The 24,532-nt window shown below is 56.9% G+C and carries 24 protein-coding genes and 1 riboswitch; of the genes, 14 read left to right on the forward strand and 10 right to left on the reverse strand.

Going from position 1 to position 24,532, the window contains the following annotated elements:
• Positions 1-71 precede the first annotated feature (71 nt).
• A complete protein-coding gene (ybiB, locus tag O1722_RS15870; RefSeq protein ID WP_017384921.1) occupies positions 72-1,034 on the reverse strand; it encodes a DNA-binding protein YbiB in 963 nt (320 codons plus the stop codon).
• A 255-nt stretch (positions 1,035-1,289) separates the two neighbouring features.
• Here ybiB and O1722_RS15875 point away from each other — a divergent pair, with 255 nt between their 5' ends.
• The 5 genes from O1722_RS15875 (at position 1,290) to O1722_RS15895 (ending at position 6,659) form a co-directional block, all read left to right on the forward strand.
• Entirely contained in the window at positions 1,290-1,826 is a 537-nt protein-coding gene (locus tag O1722_RS15875) for a fimbrial protein (protein ID WP_033486364.1), read from the forward strand.
• A gap of 69 nt (positions 1,827-1,895) precedes the next feature.
• Positions 1,896-2,570, forward strand: a complete 675-nt coding sequence (locus tag O1722_RS15880) for a fimbrial biogenesis chaperone (protein WP_033486366.1) — start codon at positions 1,896-1,898, stop codon at positions 2,568-2,570.
• 26 nt (positions 2,571-2,596) lie between these two features.
• Entirely contained in the window at positions 2,597-5,140 is a 2,544-nt protein-coding gene (locus O1722_RS15885) for a fimbria/pilus outer membrane usher protein (RefSeq protein ID WP_137744942.1), read from the forward strand.
• Positions 5,141-5,161: 21 nt separating this feature from the next.
• A complete protein-coding gene (locus O1722_RS15890) occupies positions 5,162-6,148 on the forward strand; it encodes a fimbrial protein (protein WP_033486368.1) in 987 nt (328 codons plus the stop codon).
• Positions 6,149-6,155: 7 nt separating this feature from the next.
• On the forward strand, positions 6,156-6,659 hold the full coding sequence (locus O1722_RS15895; RefSeq protein WP_033486369.1) for a fimbrial protein: 504 nt from the start codon (positions 6,156-6,158) through the stop codon (positions 6,657-6,659).
• On the opposite strand, the gene dinG is transcribed toward O1722_RS15895, so the two are convergent.
• Both dinG and rhlE read right to left on the reverse strand, forming a co-directional pair.
• Positions 6,646-8,823: an ATP-dependent DNA helicase DinG gene (gene dinG / locus O1722_RS15900; RefSeq protein WP_015571073.1), complete on the reverse strand. Its 2,178-nt coding sequence runs from the start codon at positions 8,821-8,823 to the stop codon at positions 6,646-6,648. The two genes, O1722_RS15895 and dinG, sit on opposite strands and share 14 nt — an antisense overlap.
• Positions 8,824-8,920: 97 nt before the next feature.
• On the reverse strand, positions 8,921-10,282 hold the full coding sequence (gene rhlE, locus O1722_RS15905) for an ATP-dependent RNA helicase RhlE (protein WP_033486370.1): 1,362 nt from the start codon (positions 10,280-10,282) through the stop codon (positions 8,921-8,923).
• Between the two features lie 204 nt (positions 10,283-10,486).
• Here rhlE and cecR point away from each other — a divergent pair, with 204 nt between their 5' ends.
• From cecR to O1722_RS15930, 5 genes are read left to right on the forward strand one after another with little or no spacing between them, the layout of a single operon-like run.
• Entirely contained in the window at positions 10,487-11,164 is a 678-nt protein-coding gene (gene cecR / locus O1722_RS15910; protein WP_033486371.1) for a transcriptional regulator CecR, read from the forward strand.
• The gene (gene hlyD / locus O1722_RS15915) at positions 11,161-12,156 is read left to right on the forward strand and encodes a secretion protein HlyD (RefSeq protein WP_023296152.1); all 996 of its coding nucleotides are present in this window, start codon (positions 11,161-11,163) and stop codon (positions 12,154-12,156) included. Before cecR ends, hlyD begins: the two co-directional genes overlap by 4 nt.
• Positions 12,149-13,888, forward strand: coding sequence for an ATP-binding cassette domain-containing protein (locus O1722_RS15920; protein ID WP_032102648.1), 1,740 nt, complete (start codon positions 12,149-12,151; stop codon positions 13,886-13,888). The genes hlyD and O1722_RS15920 overlap by 8 nt, the downstream gene beginning before the upstream one ends.
• A complete protein-coding gene (locus O1722_RS15925; protein ID WP_033486372.1) occupies positions 13,878-15,011 on the forward strand; it encodes an ABC transporter permease in 1,134 nt (377 codons plus the stop codon). The genes O1722_RS15920 and O1722_RS15925 overlap by 11 nt, the downstream gene beginning before the upstream one ends.
• A gap of 57 nt (positions 15,012-15,068) precedes the next feature.
• Positions 15,069-16,175 carry an ABC transporter permease gene (locus tag O1722_RS15930; protein ID WP_017384932.1) on the forward strand — a complete coding sequence of 369 codons (1,107 nt, stop codon included), beginning with the start codon at positions 15,069-15,071 and terminating at the stop codon, positions 16,173-16,175.
• On the opposite strand, the gene O1722_RS15935 is transcribed toward O1722_RS15930, so the two are convergent.
• Positions 16,137-16,547 (reverse strand): YbhQ family protein, encoded by a 411-nt coding sequence (locus O1722_RS15935; protein WP_003858499.1) that lies wholly within the window; start codon positions 16,545-16,547, stop codon positions 16,137-16,139. The genes O1722_RS15930 and O1722_RS15935 overlap by 39 nt on opposite strands.
• A 133-nt stretch (positions 16,548-16,680) precedes the next feature.
• On the opposite strand from O1722_RS15935, the gene O1722_RS15940 reads away from it, so the two are divergent.
• The 3 genes from O1722_RS15940 to O1722_RS15950 are packed head-to-tail and all read left to right on the forward strand — an operon-like array spanning position 16,681 to position 19,639.
• On the forward strand, positions 16,681-17,442 hold the full coding sequence (locus tag O1722_RS15940) for an endonuclease/exonuclease/phosphatase family protein (RefSeq protein WP_017384933.1): 762 nt from the start codon (positions 16,681-16,683) through the stop codon (positions 17,440-17,442).
• On the forward strand, positions 17,439-18,677 hold the full coding sequence (gene clsB / locus O1722_RS15945) for a cardiolipin synthase ClsB (protein ID WP_058686642.1): 1,239 nt from the start codon (positions 17,439-17,441) through the stop codon (positions 18,675-18,677). Before O1722_RS15940 ends, clsB begins: the two co-directional genes overlap by 4 nt.
• Positions 18,677-19,639: a lysylphosphatidylglycerol synthase domain-containing protein gene (locus O1722_RS15950; protein ID WP_015571080.1), complete on the forward strand. Its 963-nt coding sequence runs from the start codon at positions 18,677-18,679 to the stop codon at positions 19,637-19,639. Before clsB ends, O1722_RS15950 begins: the two co-directional genes overlap by 1 nt.
• Before the next feature lie 126 nt (positions 19,640-19,765).
• On the opposite strand, the gene O1722_RS15955 is transcribed toward O1722_RS15950, so the two are convergent.
• The 6 genes from O1722_RS15955 to moaA all read right to left on the reverse strand — a co-directional run bounded on the left by O1722_RS15955 (position 19,766) and on the right by moaA (position 23,239).
• Positions 19,766-20,473: a Bax inhibitor-1/YccA family protein gene (locus tag O1722_RS15955; RefSeq protein WP_015571081.1), complete on the reverse strand. Its 708-nt coding sequence runs from the start codon at positions 20,471-20,473 to the stop codon at positions 19,766-19,768.
• Between the two features lie 58 nt (positions 20,474-20,531).
• Complete coding sequence (moaE, locus tag O1722_RS15960) at positions 20,532-20,984, reverse strand: molybdopterin synthase catalytic subunit MoaE (protein WP_015571082.1); 453 nt, start codon at positions 20,982-20,984, stop codon at positions 20,532-20,534.
• Between the two features lies 1 nt (position 20,985).
• A complete protein-coding gene (moaD, locus tag O1722_RS15965; protein ID WP_033486375.1) occupies positions 20,986-21,231 on the reverse strand; it encodes a molybdopterin synthase sulfur carrier subunit in 246 nt (81 codons plus the stop codon).
• Positions 21,224-21,709, reverse strand: coding sequence for a cyclic pyranopterin monophosphate synthase MoaC (gene moaC, locus O1722_RS15970; RefSeq protein WP_006809528.1), 486 nt, complete (start codon positions 21,707-21,709; stop codon positions 21,224-21,226). The genes moaD and moaC overlap by 8 nt, the downstream gene beginning before the upstream one ends.
• A 3-nt stretch (positions 21,710-21,712) precedes the next feature.
• The gene (gene moaB / locus O1722_RS15975) at positions 21,713-22,225 is read right to left on the reverse strand and encodes a molybdenum cofactor biosynthesis protein B (protein ID WP_033486376.1); all 513 of its coding nucleotides are present in this window, start codon (positions 22,223-22,225) and stop codon (positions 21,713-21,715) included.
• Positions 22,226-22,249: 24 nt separating this feature from the next.
• Entirely contained in the window at positions 22,250-23,239 is a 990-nt protein-coding gene (moaA, locus tag O1722_RS15980; protein ID WP_017384935.1) for a GTP 3',8-cyclase MoaA, read from the reverse strand.
• Positions 23,227-23,360, reverse strand: a riboswitch (molybdenum cofactor riboswitch). (Overlaps the previous gene by 13 nt.)
• Before the next feature lie 226 nt (positions 23,361-23,586).
• On the opposite strand from moaA, the gene yvcK reads away from it, so the two are divergent.
• Positions 23,587-24,495 (forward strand): uridine diphosphate-N-acetylglucosamine-binding protein YvcK, encoded by a 909-nt coding sequence (gene yvcK, locus O1722_RS15985; protein ID WP_017384936.1) that lies wholly within the window; start codon positions 23,587-23,589, stop codon positions 24,493-24,495.
• The last annotated feature ends 37 nt before the right edge of the window (positions 24,496-24,532 follow it).

The raw sequence follows: 24,532 nt of genomic DNA on the forward strand, positions 1-24,532 counted from the left end.
TCCAACCCTCATTGACCCTGTTGTTGTTACCCTTGTTTGCCCGTCCGCCACTGGACGGGCTTTTTTTTTGCTTAAAACGACTGCGCCACGCGCTGCAACCCGGCGTCCACGGACGCCACTTCCCCTGCCGCCAGCAGACAGCAGGCCATTTGCAGCTTGATAGACTGCGGAACCGGCACCTTTCCGGCCAGACACTGTACGATCCAGTGCGCGGTGACTTGCGGATCTTTCGACTCAGGCAGGATCACATCGCTGTTCTCTTCCCCACGTTCCAGCACGACCCGCGTCCCGGCAGGCTCAATCAGCATCAGCTGTGGACAACGCTGCGGGTTGGCGTAAACCTCCCCTTCAGTTCCATGCATCAGCAGCGCTCGCCCGCCGATTTCGGCAAAGAATTGACCGACCCGCGTCACGTACTCCGGATGGGAGACACTGGAAAGACGCAGCGCGGCGTCTTCGGCAAACGGCGTCGCCAGCTTCGCCAGGGTGTGGGCGCTGTTACGTACCCCCATGCGCCAGCGCATGTCCAGCTGCTTTTCCAGCGGCGGGCAGAGCGCGCGCACGGGAATATAGACCGGCTGGTTCCCCTCCAGCTTTGCCTGCGCCTGGCCAGCATGGAGAGTGGGTTCGATGCCTAATAATTCCAGAATGGTTTCTGTCAGCACGCGCGTCGGATCTTCGCTCACGCCATGCACCACCACCGGGAAACCGAGTTTCTGCAACAGAATAGCCAGCAGCGGCGTGAGGTTTGCCTGCTTACGCGCGCCATTGTAGGTCGGGATCACAATGGGCATCGGCTTCGTGACGGGCGGGGTTAAACGCATCGTCTGCGACTGCATGGCCTCATAAAAACCGCGCATCTCCGCCTCACCTTCCCCTTTGATGCGCAGCGCAATCAGAATGCCGCCCATTTCCAGATCCGGCACGTCGCCATTGAGCATATGCGTGTACAACGCACGGGCCGTTTCCTGATCCAGATCGCGAGCATGGTTTTTCCCACGCCCTACCTCTTTGATAATTTTGCGGTAATCCAAGACATTTCTCCTGACAGCATCATCTTGTTAACAATATAGCCCGATGAACACGCACCCGATAGTGTTTTGTGATCATTATCAACCTGCTGTTTTCAGGTGAAAAAATAAACTCAAGCACTATTTGCATTATTTGTGATTGGAACTAAAGATTCGTACCTGCCCTTTTTTTGATTAAATAAACATCTGAAAGTTATTAAGGGTCAACGGTAAAAACGTCCAGGCAACGTTTTTGCCAGAAACACATCGGGATTTACTATGAACAAGGTTGCATTAGGGTTGTTTATCGCCGCAGCGGTGGGATGTTCTGCATCCGCATTTGCGGCAATCAACGGTGAAGGGCAGATTAATTTCACCGGAGAAATTATCGATTCTGCTTGCCAGGTCGTGAATGGATTAAGTAATCCATTAGATGTTCAGTTAGGAAAAGTATCTAAAACGGTATTTACCGGCGCAGGCTCTACCAGCACACTCACGAAGTTTGATATTAAGTTAACCAATTGTCCGGAAACCGTAACCTCGGCTGCGATTAACTTCGGTGGTACCCCGGATGCGAATAATAATGCCACGCTGGCATTAACGCCCGATACCGGTGCAGCTACTGGTGTGGCGATTCAGCTAATGGATGCTTCCGGGCAGCCTGTCACCCTGTATACCCCTTCGATGCAATATCCTTTAGTCTCCGGTACGGAGGTTAACGACCTGGAGTTTGGTGCGCGTTATATTCAAACTCAGACGGCAGTCACTGCGGGCCCTGCTAACTCTGTATCGACCTTCACCGTTATTTATAACTGATCTTATCAATCCTGAGATATTAATGCTCTTGCGGGCATTAATATCTCATCTTTTTAATGAGAAATCTTTATGCGCCATGGTTATTTACTGAGCACTCTTTTACTGGTAGCAGCCTCGGCACAGGCGGGTGTCGTGATCAATGGCACCCGTCTGGTCTATCAGGGAGATAAAAAGGAATCATCTCTTGGTCTTTCAAACCCAGATACCACGGATTATCTGGTGCAGTCCTGGGTCGATTCCGGCGGTAAAAACCCGGCCAAAGCACCGTTCCTGATCACCCCGCCGCTTTTCCGACTGGATGCGAAAGAGGATAACGTACTACGCGTGGTGCGTACGGGAGGAAATTTACCGCAAGACAGGGAATCTCTGTACTGGCTGAATATTAAAGCGATCCCTTCCTCAAAGCATGTTGAGGGTGTAAATACGCTGCAAATTGCCATTAACACCCGAATTAAATTGCTCTATCGCCCGTCAGCGGTAAAAGGCAAACCAGAAGATATGGCCGATAAACTTGAATGGCATCGCGAAGGGAATGATTTAGTGGTGAATAATCCCACGCCTTTCTATATGAATTTTCAGGCCGTCACCCTGAATGGTCAGAAAATCACGAAAGCCACCTGGGCTTTGCCGAAAACTGAAACGCATTTTGCTTTACCTGGCAATGTCGGAGGCTCGACCGTCGTGTATTCCATTATTACGGATTACGGCAGCATCAGCCAGACATGGTCTAAACCCGTTCATTAGTAATATTGCCCGGTAATAAAATCATCATGTACAGCCATAAAAAGCCGTTCACCTGCCGATTTTCGTCATTGCTGATGACTTTTTGTTGCCTGGCAATGGCGATCTTTGCGCAGCAGGTTTTGGCTGATGATTATTTTAACCCTGCCCTGTTGGACATTGATAACCCACAGCAGGAAAAGACCGATCTGTCTGTCTATGAAAAAGGTCCCGGTCAGGCGCCAGGTAAATATCAGGTCGCGGTATTTATCAATAACAATAAAATTGATACCCGTGACGTGACCTTTAACATAGTTAAAAATCCGCAGGGCACCAGCACGCTTCAGCCCTGTTTTACACTGGACGAATTAAAGAGCCTCGGGATCAAAACGCAAAAATATCCGCAGCTGAGGGCTGAAGGTCAGTGCGCCGATCTACACGCCATCCCTTCGGCATCCGCGACCTTTCGCGTGCGCAATCAGCAGCTGCTGCTGAGCATTCCGCAAAAGGCGCTCGGACAGGTGCCACGCGGTTACATCGACCCGAAAGAGTTTGACGAAGGGATCAACGCGGGCCTGCTTAATTACAGCGTCAACGCCAGCCAGAGCCATGCGCGCCAGCAGGGTGAGGAGGATAGCAGCAGCCAGTACGTTAACCTGCGTCCCGGCTTCAACCTCGGGGCATGGCGCGTTCGTAACTACTCCACCTGGAATCGCAGCACCACGGGCCACGAGGAGGAACAGAAATTCACCTCCGTTTATACCTATGCGCAACGCGATATTGTGGCGATGAAAAGTGACGTGACGGTGGGGCAAAGCACCTCACCTTCCGACGTTTTTGACAGCGTCCCCTACACCGGCGTGGAGCTGAAATCCGACAGCGACATGCTGCCGGACAGTGAAAAAGGCTATGCCCCTATTATTCGCGGCACCGCCCACAGCAACGCGCTGGTGATGGTCCGCCAGAACGGGTACGTGATTTATCAGAACACGGTCGCGCCGGGCGCATTCGAAATTAACGACCTCTACCCCACCGGCAGCAGCGGTGACCTCCAGGTTACGGTGAAAGAAACAGACGGCAGCGAGAGCCATTTCGTGGTGCCGTTTGCCTCCGTGCCGGTATTGCAGCGTGAAAAAAACCTGCGCTACAGCGTAACCGCCGGGCGTTATCGCTCTTATGACAAAGACGTTGAAAAGACCCCGTTTGCCCAGGGAAGCGCCATCTACGGTTTACCTCACGGCTTCACGGCCTACGGCGGCGTGCAGCAGAGCAGCCATTATCAGTCCCAGGCGCTCGGCGCCGGGAAAAACATGGGCGATCTCGGGGCGTTCTCCATTGACGTGACCCGCGCCAGAGCCCTGCTGAAAAAACAGCAGTCCAGCAAGGGCCAGTCGTGGCGCGTACGCTACAGCAAAGATTTCGCCGGTTCAGGCACCAACTTTTCGCTTGCGGGCTATCGCTATAACAGCAAGGGGTTTTACACCCTGGACGACACCATGGAGTCGTATACCCGCGCCGACGACTGGTCTGCTCCCCAGCAGCGCCGCGCCCGTACAGAAGCCACCATTGACCAGACGCTGCCAGAAGGTTGGGGGTCGGTGACGCTGAGCATGGTGAAGGAAACTTACTGGAGCCAGAGCCAGAACATGACCTCCCTGAGCGTCAGCTACAACAACAGCTGGCACGGCGTGAGCTACAGCCTCAGCTACAGCATGAACAAAAACACTCACGACAGCGATGAAGACGGTAATGAGGTAACAAACGACAACCAATTCTCGCTGAGCGTTTCGGTTCCGCTGGATCGCTGGATGCATAATACCTGGGCTACGTACAACCTGAACAACACCAAAGACGGCACCACGCAGAACATCGGTCTTAACGGTACGGCGCTGAAAGAAGACAACCTGAACTGGAATATCCAGGAAGGGCTGAGCAGCACCGGCAGCGGTAACTCCACCAGCATCAACGCCGATTACAAAGCGACCTACGGCGAAGTGAGCGCAGGCGTCAGTCAGGATAAGTATCAGCAGACCCTGAACGTCGGTTTGCAGGGCGGCGTGGTGGCCCACTCTAACGGGATAACCCTGAGCCAGCCGCTCGGTGAAACCATCGCGCTGGTGAAAGCGCCAGGTACGCACGGCACCCATATCACCAACCAGACAGGCGTGGAGACTGACTTCCGCGGCTATACCGTCGTGCCGTTCGTGACCGCTTATCGTCACAATACCATCGCGCTGGATACCGAAACGCTGCCGGAGGATGCCGACGTCACCCACGCGGCGCAAATTGTGACGCCAACCCGCGGGGCCGTGGTGCGCGCCAGCTTTACTACCCGCGTGGGTAACCGCGTCCTGATAACGCTTACACAAAATGGTAAACCGCTGCCCTTCGGCGCAACGGTGACCACCGGGGATAAGGACAGCGAATTTATTGTCGGAAATGACGGCCAGACTTACCTCTCGGGTCTGCCGCAGCAAGGGCATCTCAACGTTTCCTGGGGACAGGAGGCGAGCGAGCACTGCGTTGCTGACTATGCGCTAACGGATGAGAAAGAAAAAACAAGCATCATAAACGCTGCCGCGCAGTGCCATTGATTACCATTCAGGCTAACGATTATGCAAATGATTAAACAGTGCTTTTTATTACTGGTTCTGGGAACCACCGCGTTATTTATGCCGCATGCGAAGGCGACCTGCACCACGCCGGATCTGCCCAAAATGATTAACGTGGCCTCCATCTCAGTCCCCACGACGCTGACCGTTGGCGAGACCATCCCGGGTACTGAACAAGTCACCCATGTCGCCGGGAGTTGCGACCAGTCGATAGACAGCGGGCTGGAAATTGTCTCTTGCTATTACGGCACGGGCGCGGAAATTTCAGGCCTGAAAGGCGTCTACGCTTCTGGCGTACCCGGTATTGGTGTGGCATTGATGAACGATCGGGGCCAACGCATCAGCGGAGGCGGAGGGGTTAACTGTATCTCTACGGGAACGCCGGTCGGTTACGTCTCCAGTGACGGTAAACGCACTTTTGATTTCGACGTTACGCTGGAGCTGGTCAAAACCAGCACTGCGGTGGCATCGGGCACACTGGATCAAAATCAGACCCGTTTTGGTATTGGTCTTTATCACCACGAGGGCATCGGTGATCCCAACTTAATCTCCTATGCAGGGAATATCATTCTCCAGGAAGTAACCTGTTCCGTCTCGCCAAAAAGTCTGACCGTTGTGTTGGGCGATTTTCCCGTGAGCCAGTTTTTCACAACCGGCCTGCTTACCGATGAAAAAGACTTCAACGTCAGCATCACCTGCAATACAACCGTTCAGCCGGAACTGAAGATCAGCAGTACGAACGGCTACGTACCGGGCTTCGGCGGGGTTATTAAGCTCACACCCGAGAGCGGTGTGGCAACAGGGGTAGGTGTATTTATGGTCACCGATGGCAAGGTTCCCGCCTTCGATGAGTACTTCACCACCTCAAGCCCCGCGAACGCAAATGAAACCTTAAACATCCCCTTCAAGGTACGCTACGAGCAGATAAACGACATCGTCACGCCCGGGCCGGCCAACACCGTCGCGACCATTACCGTTGCGTATAAGTAGGTTCACAATGAAAAGTTATTTGATTTTCCTGACCCTCGGCCTGTTGGCTAACGCTTATGCGGAGGATATTCAGATAGAAATGACCGGCAACATTTACGCCAATACCTGCACGGTGGATAGCGCCAGCCAGAACCTGACGGTTAATCTGGGTCAGGCCGTCGCGGGTAATTTTAAGGATGTAGGGGATACCGGCAAGTGGATAGCGTTTGATTTAACGCTCTCAAAATGTCCCTCAACGACGACCCTGGCGACGGCGACATTTCTCGGCCAGGCCGACGGCGCGCACCCGAGCAAATTCGCTAATATCGGTACGGCCGGTGGGCTGGCGCTGGAGCTGGCCGATCGTCCGGATAAGATGCTCATCGCCCCGCAGGCAAGCTTCAGCGTTCTGGTGAATCAGGACGATCATACCGCCGATTTCCCGCTTTCTGCCCGCTATTACGCCACCGCCCTGCCCGTTACCGCCGGCACGTTCAGCAGCGTTGTTCAGGTCACGTTTATTTACCAGTAGGACCGCGCCTCTTTGCACGGATGCTTTTTGTACGCCCGGCAGAGGGTTTCGCCGGGCGTTTTTTTACCTCCGGCACCTCTGGCTGCTCAATCGGGAAGATCGGCAGCGCATTCAGCAGCCGCTGGCCATAGTTTTTGGTGAGCAGACGTTTGTCATAAATCACCACCTCGCCCCAGCAGCCGTGGCTACGGATCAAGCGCCCGACCTGCTGGATCAGGTTAAACGACGCCGCAGGCAGGCTTTGCACTTCAAACGGATAACGGTTAAGGCTTTTCAGCCATTCGCCTTCGGTGATCACCACCGGGCTGTCGATGGGCGGGAAGGCAATTTTATGGATATGCACCTGCGTCAGGTAGTCGCCTTTTAAATCCAGCCCTTCCGCAAAGGACTGTAGCCCCACCAGCACGCTACGCTCGCCGTTATCAATGCGTTTACGGTGGGTTTCCACCAGCCGATAGCGCGGCTGATCGCCCTGCACCAGCAGGAGTAAGCGCAGATCGGTGACGTGCTCCAGAAAGCGTTGCATCGCGCGGCCGCTGGCAAACAGCACCAGCATACCGGGGTATTTTTTACTCTCAACCTGCTCGCGGAAGTAGGCCGCCATTTCCGCAATATGCTGCTCTTCGTTATCGATAAGCGGCTCATAGTTCATGCGCGGGATCACCAGCTTGCCCTGCTCACAGTGGTTGAACGGCGAGTCCAGGGCCACAAAACGGTCCCCCGCTTTCTCTTTCAGGCCGCTCATTTCCTGCAACCTTGAGAAGCTGTTCAGTGAACGCAGGGTCGCCGACGTCACTACCACGTGCGGCACGCTGCGCCAGATCAGCTTTTCCAGCTGATCGGCCACGCGGATGCCCACGCAGTGGAAGAACAGATGTACCTGCCCGTCTCGCACTTCGCGGGTGGCCCACTTTGTCACTGGCGCCCCGGACGCCTGCGCCATCGAGGCCAGCCGCCAGAGTTTGCTCTGCGCCTCAAACATGCCCAGCGCGCGGTTCATTTGCAGCAGAATGCGGTGCAAGCGCACCACGTCATGGGTACCGGTTTTCTCGCTGAGATCGTTTAAGAACATCTCCGCCAGCCCGCGCAGCTTTTCAAGGTGCTTCGCCAGCTGCTGGCAAATCTCCATCACTTCCTGTGGCAACTCACCCATCGCAAAGCGGTGTTCCGCTTCCTGGGTGGCGGGGAGATACAGGTTGAGAATGTTATTCAGCGAGGCGATGAGGCCGTACACCTCTTCACAGTGCTCGCTCAACCGCTCCGGGACCGCCAGCGGCGGCGTGGTTTTCGGGCGGAACTGCTCCATGCAGGTTGCCACCAGCTTGCAGAACAGATCCAGTTGCAGGCGAAACCACGGGGCGGTAATTTCTGCACTCATCTCCAGCGCATCCCGCGCCACGTCGGGCAGATGATGACCTTCATCCAGCACCAGCAGCAGGTTTTTGGGCTCCGGCAGGACCGCTTCACTCTCCAGGGCAGCCATCACCAGCGCATGGTTGGCGACAACCACCTCCGCTTCCTGAATCTCACGCCGGGCGACAAAGAACGGGCACTCGCGATAGTAGTGACAGTTGCGGTTCAGGCAGCTCGCTTTATCGGTGCTGAGCCTGCGCCACAGGTCGTCGCCGATCGCCTGGCTGGTGTGATCCCGCAGGCCGTCCCACCTGTAGCCGTCGAGATCGGCCTTTAGCTTTGCACACTGCTCCTGCTCCGCCTTGTTGTTTGGCGTCAGCTCGTCATCAAGAAACGCGAGCAGATCCTGCTGGGAGGGTTCACTGCTGGCCAGCGCCGCCAGATTGCGCGGGCAGACGTAGCGCCCGCGACCAAAGGCGGCGGTGAACCGTAAATCGGGGATAATTTTGCGCAGCAGCGGCAAATCTTTGCTGAAGATCTGATCCTGCAAGGCCACGTTAGCGGTACTGACCACCAGCGTTTTGTCTTCTTCCCGCGCGATGGCAATGCCGGGAATGAGATACGACAGGGTTTTCCCGACGCCGGTCGGGGCTTCAATCGCCAGATGTCGTCCGTCGTCCCCGGCGAGCGTTTTTGCCACGTCGGCAATCATCTGCCGCTGCGGGGCTCGGGGGATAAAGTCGGGGATCTGCTGTTGTAGCGCCTTATACCATGCGCCAATTTGCGCCTTGAGCGCAGCGGTTAAAGCCATCGGAAAACCTGAAATACTGTATAAACAGCCACTATTGTGGCACTTTCTCTCCGCTGCCGCAAAAAGAAAAGCCCGGCTTTACGACCGGGCTTCCAGATTACTGCGGGTTAGCAGGTTTACGCGGGCGGCGTCGGCGCTGCCCCTCGCCTGCCGGTTTCCCTTCGCCGCTACGCCACGGGTTTTCACCGGCTGGTTTGCTGTCGTTATTACTACGCGGCGGTTTGCCCGAAGATTTCGGCGCGCCACCTTCGGCACGACGCGGCTGCTGACCGCGACCGCCGCCCTGACGACCGTTCTGAATTGGCTCAGCTTTGATCGACGGGTCCACTTCATAACCCGGGGTCTCAATGCGCGGGATCTCTTTCTTCAGCAGGCGTTCGATGTCGCGCAGCAGCTTGTGTTCATCCACGCAGACCAGAGAGAGCGCTTCCCCGGTTGCCGCCGCACGGCCGGTACGGCCGATACGGTGCACGTAGTCTTCCGGCACGTTTGGCAGCTCGTAGTTCACCACGTGCGGCAGCTCTTCAATGTCCAGGCCACGGGCGGCGATGTCGGTTGCCACCAGCACACGTATGTCGCCGGATTTAAAATCAGCCAGCGCGCGGGTACGCGCACCTTGACTCTTGTTGCCGTGGATCGCCGCGCTGCGAATACCGTCTTTATTGAGCTGTTCCGCCAGGTGGTTAGCGCCGTGCTTGGTGCGGGTAAAGACCAGTACCTGCTGCCAGTTGCCCTGGCCGATCATCTGGGAGAGCAGTTCCCGCTTGCGCTTCTTATCCACAAAGTGCACGTGCTGCGTCACCTGCTCGGAGGCGGTATTGCGGCGCGCGACTTCCACTTCCAGCGGGTTATGCAGCAGCTTTTCCGCCAGTGCCTTGATCTCGTCGGAGAAGGTTGCCGAGAAGAGCAGGTTCTGACGACGCGTCGGCAGCTTCGCCAGCACGCGGCGAATATCGTGGATGAAGCCCATATCCAGCATACGGTCGGCTTCGTCCAGCACCAGAATTTCGATGTTATCGAGCTTCACCGCGTTCTGGTGTTCCAGATCCAGCAGACGCCCCGGCGTTGCCACCAGCACGTCCACGCCGCCGCGCAGCTTCATCATCTGCGGGTTAATGCTTACCCCGCCGAAAACCACCAGCGAACGAATGTTGAGGTAGCGGCTGTATTCACGCACGTTCTCGCCAATCTGGGCCGCCAGTTCGCGGGTTGGGGTGAGGATCAGCGCACGCACCGGACGACGGCCTTTGGCGTGCGGCTGGTTTTTTACCAACAGCTCCAGCAGCGGCAGGGTAAAGCCCGCGGTCTTACCGGTACCGGTCTGCGCGCTTGCCATCAGGTCACGGCCCTGCAAAACGGCCGGAATGGCCTGCTGCTGGATAGGGGTTGGCTCAACGTAGCCCTGCTCTGCGATGGCGCGCAGAATTTCCGGGTTCAGACCAAGGGAATCAAAAGACATAAAAACTCCGAACCGCCCCGACCATCACAGGTGTAGTTTTCAGGGAGATATAACGAATAGAAGGACAAAAACCACAATGTCGCGAAGGAGCGGAGTGTAGCAGCTTTTGTGACGTGGCGCATAAAATATCCCCGGCCATGACTCGACGTTTGCGCAAATCAGGCATAATCTTAATCAATCGATTGATTAATTTTTAATGCTGCTATGAATACAACCCCAACGACAACCAAAGGCGAACAGGCGAAAAGTCAGCTTATCGCCGCCGCGCTGGCGCAGTTTGGCGAGTATGGTCTGCATGCCACCACGCGGGATATCGCCGCTCAGGCCGGGCAGAATATTGCGGCCATCACCTACTATTTTGGCTCAAAAGAGGATTTATACCTCGCCTGCGCCCAGTGGATCGCGGATTTTATCGGCACCAGCTTTCGCCCGCACGTGGAAGAAGCCACCGCGCTGTTCAGCCAGCCAGAGCCTGACCGGGCTGCCATCCGCCAGCTGATCCTTAACGCCTGTCACAACATGATCCGCTTGCTGACGCACGACGATACGCTGAACCTGAGCAAATTTATCTCCCGCGAGCAGCTCTCCCCCACTGCCGCGTACCAGCTGGTGCACGATCAGGTGATCGCCCCGATGCACAGCCATCTGACCCGACTGATCGCCGCCTATACCGGACGGGACGCCAGCGATACCGACACCATTTTGCATACCCACGCCCTGCTGGGCGAAGTGCTCGCCTTCCGTCTGGGGCGTGAGACCATCCTGTTACGTACGGGCTGGACACAATTCGATGAGGATAAAGCCGCGCAAATTAGCCAGGTCATTACCCGTCACGTTGATCTGATCCTGCAAGGCTTAACGCAAAGGAGCCAGAAGTCATGAAAAAACCTGTCGCCATCATTCTGGTGGTTGTTGTGTTACTTGCTGCGGGAATCGGTGGCTGGCTGTGGTATCAGAGCCAGCAGGATCGTGGCCTGACGCTGTACGGCAACGTGGATATCCGCACCGTGAACATGAGCTTCCGCGTCGGCGGACGGCTGGCCTCGCTGAACGTTGACGAAGGCGATGCCATCAAAGCCGGGCAGACGCTGGGAATGCTGGACAAAGCCCCGTTTGAGAACGCGCTGATGCAGGCAAAAGCAGGCGTCTCCGTCGCACAGGCGCAATACGACCTGATGCTGGCGGGCTACCGTGACGAAGAGATCTCCCAGGCGGCCGCTGCCGTTAAGCAGGCAAAAGCCGCCTATGACTATGCGCAGAATTTCTATAACCGTCAGCAAGGCTTATGGAAAAGCCGTACTATTTCCGCCAACGACCTGGAAAACGCGCGCTCATCCCGCGACCAGGCACAGGCGACGCTGAAATCTGCCCAGGATAAGTTAAGCCAGTACCGCACCGGTAACCGTGCGCAGGACATTGCCCAGGCGAAGGCCAGCCTTGAGCAGGCGCAGGCGCAGTTAGCCCAGGCGGAGCTGGATCTGCACGACACCACGTTAGTCGCCCCGTCTGACGGCACGCTGATGACCCGCGCCGTGGAGCCGGGCAGCATGCTCAGCGCGGGCAGCACCGTGTTAACGCTCTCCTTAACCCGTCCGGTGTGGGTGCGCGCTTACATTGATGAGCCAAATCTTGGTCAGATGCAGCCGGGCCGCGAACTACTGCTCTATACCGACGGTCGCCCGGACAAGCCGTATCACGGCAAAGTGGGCTTCGTCTCCCCTACCGCCGAGTTCACACCAAAAACCGTTGAAACCCCGGACCTGCGTACCGACCTGGTGTACCGCCTGCGCATCATCGTCACCGATGCGGACGACGCGCTGCGTCAGGGCATGCCTGTTACCGTGACCTTAAACGACGGGGAACGACATGAATGATGCGGTTATCCAGCTCAACAATCTGGTCAAACGCTTCCCGGGAATGGCCAAACCGGCGGTCGCGCCGCTGAATTGTACGATTCAGAAAGGCTATGTGACCGGGCTGGTGGGGCCGGACGGCGCGGGTAAAACCACGCTGATGCGGATGCTGGCGGGATTGCTGAAGCCGGATGAAGGCAGTGCCAGCGTGCTTGGCCTCGATCCGATCAAAGACGACGCGGCGCTCCACGGCATGCTCGGCTATATGCCGCAGAAGTTTGGTCTGTACGAAGATCTGACGGTAATGGAAAACCTCAACCTGTATGCCGATCTGCGCAGCGTTACCGGCGAAACCCGGCAGAAAACCTTCCAGCGTCTGCTGGCGTTTACCTCCCTCGGCCCGTTCACCGACCGGCTGGCGGGCAAACTTTCCGGCGGGATGAAGCAGAAGCTGGGGCTGGCCTGCACGCTGGTGGGCGAACCGAAGGTGCTCTTGCTGGATGAACCCGGCGTGGGCGTGGACCCGATTTCCCGCCGCGAGCTGTGGCAGATGGTGCACGAGCTGGCGGGTGACGGCATGCTGATCCTCTGGAGTACCTCTTACCTTGATGAAGCAGAGCAGTGCCGCGACGTGCTGCTGATGAATGAAGGCGAACTGCTCTATCAGGGCGAACCCACCGAGCTGACGCAAACCATGGCCGGGCGCAGTTTTCTGCTGCACAGCGCGCAGGAGTCCAACCGCAAGCTGCTGCAACGGGTACTGAAGCTGCCGCAGGTGAGCGACGGGATGATTCAGGGCCGTTCGGTGCGCGTGATCCTCAAAAAAGAGACTACCGCCGACGATATCCGCCGTGCGCAGGGTATGCCTGAGATCGACATGACAGAGACCGCGCCGCGCTTTGAAGATGCGTTTATCGATCTGCTGGGCGGGGCGGGAACCTCAGAATCACCGCTTGGCGCCATCCTGCACACGGTGGAAGGCACGCCGGGCGAAACGGTCATTGAAGCGAAATCGCTCACCAAAAAATTCGGCGATTTCGCCGCCACCGATAACGTCAATTTTGCCGTGAAGCGCGGCGAGATATTTGGCCTGCTCGGGCCGAACGGCGCGGGGAAATCCACCACCTTTAAAATGATGTGCGGCCTGCTGGTACCAACCTCCGGCAAAGCGCTGGTGCTGAACATGGATCTCAAAGTCAGCTCCGGCAAGGCGCGCCAGCACCTGGGCTATATGGCGCAGAAGTTTTCGCTCTACGGCAACCTGACGGTGGAGCAAAATCTGCGATTTTTCTCCGGCGTCTATGGCCTGCGGGGACGGGCACAGAATGAGAAGATCGGCCGCATGTGCGACGCCTTCGGCCTGACCGATATCGCCTCACACGCTACCGACGCTCTGCCGCTTGGCTTCAAACAGCGGCTGGCGCTGGCCTGCTCACTGATGCACGAGCCGGATATCCTGTTTCTTGATGAACCGACTTCAGGCGTGGACCCCCTCACCCGCCGCGAATTCTGGCTGCATATCAATAGCATGGTGGAAAAAGGCGTGACCGTGATGGTCACCACCCACTTTATGGACGAGGCAGAGTATTGCGACCGCATCGGGCTGGTCTATCGCGGCAAGCTGATTGCCCACGGCACCCCGGATGACCTGAAAGCGCAGGCCGCCGACGACGCGCAGCCAGACCCGACCATGGAGCAGGCGTTTATCACCCTCATCCACGACTGGGATAAGGAGAATACTCATGCGCAGTAACGCCCTTTCCTGGCGCCGGGTGCGCGCCCTGTGCGTCAAAGAGACGCGGCAGATTGTGCGTGACCCCAGCAGCTGGCTGATTGCGGTGGTGATCCCCCTGCTGCTGCTGTTTATTTTCGGCTACGGGATTAACCTCGACTCCAGCAAGCTGCGGGTCGGGATTTTGCTGGAGCAGCAGAGCGAAGAGGCGCTGGACTTCACCCACGCCATGACCGGCTCGCCCTACATCGATGCCACCATCAGCGACAACCGGCAGGAACTGATCCAGAAAATGCAGGCCGGAAAAATTCGCGGTCTGATCGTCATTCCGGTCGATTTTGCCGCCAATATGGCACGCCCGGGCGCCGATGCGCCAATTCAGGTGATCACCGACGGCAGCGAGCCGAACACCGCGAACTTCGTGCAGGGCTATGCGGAGGGGATCTGGCAGCTCTGGCAGATGCAGCGCGCCGAAGACCGGGGGGAGAAGTTTGAACCGCTGATTGATGTGCAGACGCGCTACTGGTTTAACCCCGCCGCCATCAGCCAGCATTTTATTATTCCGGGCGCGGTGACGATTATCATGACGGTGATTGGCGCGATCCTCACCTCGCTGGTGATCGCCCGCGAATGGGAGCGCGGCACCATGGAGGCGCTGCTCTCGACCGAAGTGACGCGCGTCGAGCTGCTGCTCTGCAAGCTGATCCCCTACTACTTCCTCGGCATGCTGGCGATGCTGCTGTGTATGCTGGTCTCGGTATTTATTCTTAGCGTGCCGTACCGCGGCTCGCTGGTGCTGCTGTTCTTTATTACCAGCCTGTTTTTGCTCAGCACGCTGGGGATGGGACTGTTAATTTCTACCATCACCCGCAACCAGTTTAACGCCGCGCAGGTGGCGCTTAATGCCGCCTTCCTGCCGTCGATTATGCTCTCCGGCTTTATCTTCCAGATAGACAGTATGCCGGCGGTGATCCGCGCCGTGACGTACATCATTCCGGCGCGCTACTTTGTGAGCACCCTGCAAAGCCTGTTCCTGGCGGGAAATATTCCGGTGGTGCTGATTATCAACACCCTGTTTTTGCTGGCGTCGGCGGTGATGTTTATCGGGCTGACGTGGATGAAAACGAAAAGAAGATTAGATTAGCCATCGGATTTTGTAGGTCGGGTAAGCGCAAGCGCCACCCGACAGGAGGACGACGCGATGTTTCACCGTTTATGGACATTGATCCGCAAAGAGCTGCAATCCTTGCTGCGCGAGCCGCAGACCCGCGCCATTCTGGTGCTGCCGGTGCTGCTTCAGGTTGTACTGTTTCCGTTTGCCGCCACACTCGAGGTCACCAACGCCACCATCGCCATTTACAACGAAGACAACGGCAAGCATTCCGTCGAGTTGACGCAGCGTTTCGCCCGCGCCAAAGCCTTTACCCATGTCCTGCTTCTGGAAAGCCCGCAGGCGATCCAGCCCACCATCGACACGCAAAAAGCATTATTGCTGGTACGCTTCCCGGCGGACTTCTCCCGCAACCTGGACACATTCCAGACCGCGCCGATGCAGCTGATCCTCGACGGACGTAACTCCAACAGCGCCCAGATTGCGGCGAACTATTTGCAACAGGTGGTGAAGGATTACCAGCAGGAGCTGATGGCAGGCAAACCCAAACCCAACAACAGCGAGCTGGTGGTGCGCAACTGGTACAACCCGAACCTGGACTATAAATGGTTTGTGGTGCCGTCATTAATCGCCATGATCACCACCATTGGCGTGATGATTGTCACCTCGCTGTCCGTGGCGCGCGAACGTGAGCAAGGTACGCTGGATCAGCTGCTGGTCTCACCGCTCGCCACCTGGCAGATATTTGTCGGCAAGGCGGTGCCGGCACTGATTGTCGCGACGTTCCAGGCCACCATCGTGCTGGGGGTGGGAATATGGGCGTACCAGATCCCGTTTGCCGGATCGCTGGCGCTGTTTTACTTCACGATGGTGATTTACGGCCTGTCGCTGGTGGGGTTTGGGCTGCTGATTTCCGCGCTCTGCTCAACGCAGCAGCAGGCGTTTATCGGGGTGTTTGTCTTTATGATGCCGGCGATCTTGCTTTCAGGGTACGTTTCGCCAGTGGAGAACATGCCGGTGTGGTTACAGGATTTGACGTGGATAAACCCAATTCGTCACTTCACGGATATCACCAAGCAAATCTATCTGAAGGATGCGAGTCTGGATATTGTGTGGGGAAGTTTGTGGCCGCTACTGGTCATCGCGGCCACAACGGGCTCAGTGGCCTATGCGATGTTTAGACGAAACATCGCGTAGCTTTTTCTCTTTGGTGAGCAACGACACCACCGCAGGCCCTGCGAGGATAGCCAGACCCGCCAGGGCCAGCAGCAGGTTGTTTTGCAGCACGCGTGACAACAGCCACAGGACGATCATTGCCGCACCAAAATACCAGGTGGTGGTGAGCTCTTCGAGCACATCACCCACTTCACGCCAGCGCGCGTCGTGGTGACGCTGTAAAAACAGCATCGACAGCACGGTCACGCCGTAAACCACGCATAACCCTAAGCCGACACGCACCAGCGTGCCGCTCATCCAGCCCATCACCAGTACGGCCACGACCAGTAAATGCAACATTATCTGCCAGCAACTCAAACCGGTTGCGACACGAACGCGTTGTTGCCACTTCATGGCTTCTCTCCTGAAGGATTTTTCTCTGCTAATTCAGACTACCGCACTTTACGGAAAATTCCGTAACGCCGCATCTTTTTGTGACGCCTACTACACTTTATTTTCATCGGGATAGTCACCCAGGAAGGTGTTTATGAGCAAAAAAACGCAGCATTTCTCGCTTAAGGTGCTGACGATAAACATTCATAAGGGCTTCACAGCATTTAACCGCCGCTTCATTTTACCGGAGCTGCGCGACGCGGTACGCACCGTCAGCGCCGATATTGTCTGCCTCCAGGAGGTCATGGGCGCGCACGAAGTGCACCCGATGCATTTCGAAAACTGGCCCGACACGCCCCATTACGAATTTCTGGCGGATACCATGTGGAGCGATTACGCCTACGGGCGCAATGCGGTCTACCCGGAGGGGCATCACGGTAACGCGGTGCTGTCGCGTTTTCCTATCGAGCATTATGAGAACCGCGACGTCTCCGTTGGCGAGAGCGAAAAACGCGGGCTGTTATACTGTCGTATCACCCCCCCGGCGCTCGATTTTCCCATTCATGTGGGCTGTGTTCATCTTGGCCTGCGTGAAGCCCACCGTCAGGCCCAGCTACAGATGCTGGCAGACTGGACCAATGCGCTGCCGGAGGGCGAGCCCGTAGTGGTGGCCGGTGATTTCAACGACTGGCGACAGCGGGCCAACCATCCGCTGAAGGTGAAGGCGGGGCTGGAGGAGATCTTTACCCGCTCACGCGGTCGTCCCGCGCGGACGTTTCCGGTGCGCTTCCCCCTGCTGCGCCTTGACCGCATCTACGTAAAAAATGCCCACGCCAGCAGCCCGACGGCGCTGGCTTTACTCAACTGGCGACATCTCTCCGACCATGCCCCACTCAGCGCGGAGATCCACTTATGAAATGCTCATGGCAGGAAGGTAACCGTATTACGCTGCTGGAAAATGGCGATAACTTTTATCCGGCGGTTTTTGAGGCGATTAGCCACGCACAGCAGAAAGTCTTTCTCGAAACGTTTATCTGGTTTGAAGACGACGTGGGCAGGCAGTTGCACAGCGCACTGCTGCATGCCGCCCGTCGCGGTGTAAAAATCGAGGTTCTGCTCGACGGATATGGTTCGCCGGATCTCAGCGACGAATTTGTTAACGAGCTCACCGCCGCAGGGGTGGTGTTCCGCTATTACGATCCCGGCCCGCGTCTGTTCGGCATGCGCACCAACCTGTTCCGCCGAATGCACCGCAAAATTGTGGTGGTGGATGAAACGGTGGCCTTCGTTGGCGGCATTAACTACTCCGCCGAGCATATGTCGGATTACGGTCCCGAAGCTAAACAGGACTACGCGATCCGTATCGAAGGACCGGTGGTTCAGGACATCCAGTTGTTCGTGCTGGAAAACTTACCCGGCAAAGAGGCCGCACGCCGCTGGTGGCGACGCCGCCATCGCCCGGAAGAGAACCGCAAGCCCGGCGAGGCGCAGGCGCTGTTCGTCTGGCGGGATAACGAGGAGCACCGGGACGATATCGAGCGTCATTACCTGAAGATGCTGGCGAACGCGAAGCGCGAGGTGATTATCGCCAACGCCTATTTCTTCCCCGGTTACCGGATTTTGCACGCCATGCGCAACGCGGCCCGACGCGGCGTGAGCGTGAAGCTTATCGTGCAGGGTGAGCCCGATATGCCGATTGTGAAGGTGGGCGCGCGTCTGCTCTATCGCTATCTGGTCAAAAGCGGCGTGCAGATCTATGAATATCGCCGCCGCCCGCTGCACGGCAAAGTCGCCGTGATGGATGACCACTGGGCGACCGTTGGCTCCAGCAACCTCGATCCGCTGAGCTTATCGCTCAATCTGGAAGCGAACCTGATCATCCACGATCGCCAGTTTAATCAGACCCTGCGCGATAACCTTCAGGGTCTTATCAATAAAGACTGCGTGCGTGTGGATGAGTCCATGGTGCCGAAACGGAGCTGGTGGAACGTGGGCATCGGCGTGGTGGTGTTCCACTTCCTGCGCCACTTCCCGGCCATGGTGGGCTGGCTGCCCGCGCATACGCCGAAACTGGCGCTGGTGGATCCGCCTGTGCAACCCGAAATGGAAACCCAGGACCGCGTAGAGGCGGAAGATGGAGGGAAAACCTGATGTCGAAATCTCATCCTCGCTGGCGGCTGGCGAAAAAAATCCTGACCTGGCTGTTCTTCATTGCCGTCGCGGTCCTGCTGGTGGTGTATGCCCAAAAGGTGGACTGGGAAGAGGTGTGGAAAGTTATTCGCAACTACAACCGGACAGTCCTGCTGGGGGCCGTTGGGCTGGTGATTGTGAGCTACCTGATGTACGGCTGCTATGACCTGCTGGGACGTGCCTACTGCGGACATAAGCTTGCCAAACGGCAGGTTATGCTGGTGTCATTCATCTGCTACGCCTTTAACCTGACGCTGAGCACCTGGGTGGGCGGGATTGGTATGCGCTATCGCCTGTACTCCCGCCTTGGCTTACCGGGCGGCACCATCACGCGTATTTTCTCCTTAAGCATCACCACCAACTGGCTGGGGTATATCCTGCTGGGCGGGGTGATTTTCACCATCGGCGTGGTGCAGCTGCCTGCGCACTGGTACATCGATGAGGCTACCCTGCGCATCCTGGGCATCGTACTGCTGCTGATCATCGCCGCCTACCTGTGGGCCTGCGCCTTTGCCAAACGTCGTCACATGACCATTAAAGGCCAGAAGCTGGTGCTGCCGTCATGGAAGTTTGCCGTCCTGCAAATGGTGGTTTCCAGCGCTAACTGGATGGCGATGGGGGCCATTATCTGGCTGTTGATTGGCGAAGATGTGAACTACTTCTTCGTGCTGGGCGTGCTGCTGGTAAGCAGTATTGCCGGGGTGATTGTGCATATTCCGGCGGGTATTGGCGTACTGGAGGCGGTGTTTATCGCGCTGCTTGCGGGGGAGCATGTGTCTCACGGGACGATTATCGCCGCCCTGCTCGCGTACCGCATGATCTACTACTTCCTGCCGCTGGCGCTGGCAACGGTCTGTTATCTGGTGCTGGAGAGTCGGGCGAAGAAGCTGCGCGCGAAGAACGAGAGGATGTTGGCGAAGTGAGTTGTGTCGGGTAGCGCTGCGGTCTGATGCCCTCACCCCGGCCCTCTCCCACGGGGAGAGGGAGAAAAGCCCGCACCGTGCAATCCCCTCTCCCTGAGGGAGAGGGTTAGGGTGAGGGGGAAATAACTAGCGACGGTTGCCGAAGATACGCAGCAGCATCAGGAACAGGTTGATGAAGTCCAGATAAAGCGTCAGCGCGCCCAGAATCGAGTATTTGCGCAGGTTTGAACTGTCGCGAACATCAATTTGTTCACCGATGTTTTTCAGCTTCTGGGTGTCGTAAGCGGTTAAGCCCACGAAGATCACCACCCCGATATAGGTCACCGCCCACATCAGCGCGTCACTCTTCAGCCACAGGTTCACCAGCGACGCCAGCACAATCCCAATCAGCCCCATAAACAGCATGTTGCCGAAGCCGCTCAGGTCACGTTTGGTGGTGTAACCGTACAGGCTCATCACACCGAACATCCCGCCGGTCACCACAAACGTGCTGGCGATGGAAGAGTAGGTGTAAACGATGAAAATACTGGAAAGCGTCAGCCCGGTCAGCGCCGAATAGAGCATAAACAGCGTGGTCGCCATACCCGCACTGAGCTTGTGCACCAGCCCGGAGAGCACGAACACCAGCGCCAGTTGCGCAATAATCAGCCCAAAGAAGGTGATTTTGCTTGAGAAGATAAACATCATCAGTTCAGGCGTGTTTGCCGCATACCACGCGATAAACGCGGTAAGCAGCAGGCCAACCGTCATCCAGCCATACACCTGAGCCATGTAGGTTTGCAGCCCGCTACGGGTCTGCTGAACTATCGAATCGGAACGCGGAAATCGGTCCATGATTCACTCCTGATTAAGTAAACACACACGTTAAGAGTAACACATCCGCGTAAACCAACTACCAACGGCTGGCGGCATGCTTATCGCTGTCGCGTGATTCTACCCAGCGCTCACCTTCCGGCGTCGCTTCACGCTTCCAGAACGGCGCTTTGGTTTTAAGGTAATCCATGATGAACTCCCCCGCCGCAAAAGCACTCCCGCGATGGGCGCTGGTGACGCCGACAAACACAATCTCTTCGCCGGGCCACATTTCGCCGATGCGATGGATAACCGTAACGCGCCCTAGTGGCCAGCGGCCTCGCGCCTCTTCCACAATGGCCGCCAGCGATTTTTCGGTCATTCCCGGATAGTGCTCCAGCGTCAGCGCTTTTACGCTGTCCCCGAGATTATGATTACGCACTTTCCCGGTAAACGTCACGACCGCGCCGTCTTCGTCGCGCCCGGCCAGCCAGTCATATTCCGTGCCCACGTTAAAACGCTCATGGCCGACCAGAATTCGGGTTTCCGTCATCTTAACCCCCTGTGACCGGCGGGAAGAAGGCCACTTCGTCCCCATCGGCCAGCGGGTGGGTCAACTCCACCAGCGTCTGGTTCACGGCGGCCAGCAGTTTCCCTTCGTCCAGCGCCAGCGCCCAGCGGTCGCCTTGCGCCGCCAGATGCGCACGCAGGGCGTCGACATTTTCGAAAGAGCCGTCCAGCGTCAGGCTGTCGGTTTTGACCAGCTCACGGACCTGGGCAAAAAAGAGCACCTTAATCATGGCTTTCCACCTTAAAATCACCGGATTTGCCGCCGCTTTTTGCCAGCAGACGCACCGGGCCAATCACCATATCTTTCTGCACCGCTTTACACATGTCGTAGATGGTCAGCGCCGCCACGGAGGCCGCCGTCAACGCCTCCATCTCCACGCCGGTTTTCCCGGTCAAGCGGCACAGGGACTCGATACGCACGCGGTTATGCTCCGGCTGCGCCTGCAAATTTACCTCCACTTTGCTGAGCATCAGCGGATGGCAGAGCGGGATGAGGTCCCAGGTACGTTTAGCGGCCTGAATACCGGCGATGCGGGCGGTGGCAAACACATCACCCTTGTGATGGCTACCGTCGATAATCATCGCCAGCGTCTCCGGCAGCATGGTGACGAACGCTTCAGCACGCGCCTCGCGCACCGTTTCGGCTTTGGCGGAGACATCCACCATATGCGCTTCGCCAGCGGCGTTAATGTGGGTCAGTTGTGACATAGCTTATTTCTTTAAATGGGGATGGAAATTACATGGACGGGTACGGGCATCCAACTGCGGGGCAATAATGTTTTCCCACGCGGTGCGGCAGGCTTTGGTCGACCCCGGCATGGCGAAGATCAGCGTCTTATTCGCCACCCCCGCGAGGGCACGGGACTGAAGCGTAGAGGTGCCAATCTCTTCAAAGGAGAGCATGCGGAACACTTCGCCGAAGCCTTCCACTTCGCGATCGAACAGCGGGAGCAGCGCTTCCGGCGCCTGGTCGCCTGCGGTAAAGCCGGTGCCGCCAGTGATCAGCACAACCTGGACGTCATCACCCGCAATCCACTGTGAGACCTGAGCGCGAATGGCGTAACGGTTTTCTTTGACGATCGCTTTATCAACAATCTGGTGTCCGGCTTCGTGTGCCGCCTCGCGCAGCCAGTGGCCAGAGGTATCATCCTCTTCACCACGACGTTCGGAAACGGTAAGAATAGCAATGCGTGTCGGGATAAATTCCGCGCTTACCTGACTCATCTTCTGGTTCCTTCTAAAGCCTGATTACCCGCCGATATAGGACAGGTTCTGAGTAATGCCGGTGTTGCCCTGATGCAGGAAATGGGTCTGCTTTTTGTGCGTCAGCGCCTCGGAAATACGTGCTTCAAGCGCGTCCTGCTGGGCGTCATCTTCCAGCAAATCGCGTAGATCGACGCCGCCATCCCCGAACAGGCAAAGATGGAGCTTGCCGACGGAGGAGACGCGCAGGCGGTTGCAGCTGGCACAGAAGTCTTTTTCATAGGGCATGATCAGGCCGATTTCGCCCTCATAATCCGGATGACAAAAGACCTGCGCCGGGCCATCGCTGCGCTGGCGGATCTGGTGGATCCAGCCGCGTTTCAGCAGTTCGTCGCGCAGAACCATGCCGGAGATATGATGGCGACGGAACAGCTCGCTGCCCTCCCCGGTCTCCATCAGCTCAATAAAACGCAGTTGAATCCGGCGCGGTTTGATCCACGCCAGGAAAGTGTCCAGCTGATGGTGGTTCACATCACGCATCAACACGGTATTGACTTTGACCTTGTCGAAACCGGCGGTGAACGCGGCATCGATGCCGTCCATCACCTGCTGGAACTTATCCTGGCCGGTAATGGCGTGGAACTGACGGGCGTCCAGGCTATCGACGCTGACGTTGATCGCCGTCAGCCCCGCATCGCGCCAGTTCGCCACGTCACGCGCCATGCGGTAACCGTTGGTGGTCACCGCGATCTGGCGGATACGTTCGTTTTCACGCACGGCGGCAATGATGTCAGGGAAATCACGGCGCAGGGAGGGCTCTCCCCCGGTAAGACGCACTTTTTCCGTGCCAAGTTCAGAGAACGCGCGCGTGACGCGGCGTACTTCATCCACGGAGAGAAAGCCATTATTGGTGACGCTGCCCGGCTTGTAGCCATCGGGCAGGCAGTAGGTGCAACGGAAGTTACACACGTCGGTAATCGACAAACGTAAGTAGAAAAACTTACGCGCGAAAGCATCAGTAAGTTGTGAAGCCATGTACACCTTTCCAGATCGGGAGGCACAGTCATTTCTTTCTGTACCCTGGTGGCAAATCCGCCACGGCCAGGGCGCCATATCTCTCGACACAGGCGCCAGGGCTAGAGTGTATGTTTTCAGTTTTGAAAACGTGGTTATGGCGATAGTAGCGTGGAAATCGCCACTTCGCCATTGTCGCTTTTCGCTATATAAATTTATATATAACGATGTTATCGTGCATTTTCACTACAGAATACGCAAAAACAGCGCTTTCGCATTGATATACGTCATTATGGTTTGTGAGAGGCATCGTCTTTTAGGAGTAGTTGCGTTACTGTGACGCAAGCTTAACAGGATAAGGAATAGGTATGCGCAATCGCACTTTTGCGGATCTGGACCGTGTGGTCGCTCTTGGCGGAGGTCACGGTCTGGGACGCGTGATGTCGTCGTTATCGTCACTGGGCTCGCGCCTGACGGGCATCGTGACAACAACGGACAACGGCGGCTCAACCGGGCGGATCCGACGTGCTGAAGGCGGGATTGCCTGGGGTGACATGCGCAATTGCCTCAACCAGCTTATCACGGAGCCAAGCGTGGCCTCGGCGATGTTTGAGTACCGTTTTGGCGGAAATGGTGAACTTTCAGGCCATAACCTTGGAAATCTGATGTTAAAGGCGCTGGATCACCTGAGCGTGCGCCCTCTGGAAGCGATCAATTTAATTCGTAACCTGTTAAAGGTGGATGCATTCCTGATCCCGATGTCTGAACAGCCGGTGGATTTAATGGCGATCGATGCCGACGATCACGAAGTGTATGGTGAAGTGAATATCGACCAGCTTCTTCTTCCGCCAAAAGAGCTGATGACCTACCCCAGCGTACCCGCAACGCGTGAAGCGGTAGAAGCGATTGCCGAGGCCGATCTGATCCTGATTGGGCCGGGAAGTTTTTACACCAGCCTGATGCCGATCCTGCTGGTGAAAGAGCTGGCGCAGGCGCTGCGCAGAACGCCTGCGCCCATGGTCTATATCGGTAATTTAGGCCGCGAACTCAGCCCGGCGGCGGCAAGCCTGTCGCTGGCGGATAAGCTGGACCTGATGGAACAGTACGTTGGTAAGAAAATTATCGATGGTGTCGTGGTCGGGCCGAAAGTGGATGTATCGGGGATTGGCGATCGCGTGGTGGTGCAGGAGCCGCTGGAAGCCAGCGATATTAAATATCGCCACGACCGCCATTTGCTGCGCGAGGCGCTGGAGAAGGCGATTCAGGCATTAGGTTAGGTTCGTTTTGTGCGGCCTGATGCCCTCACCCCGGCCC

This window comes from Enterobacter cloacae complex sp. HYC003_NIDB (genome assembly GCF_056673375.1).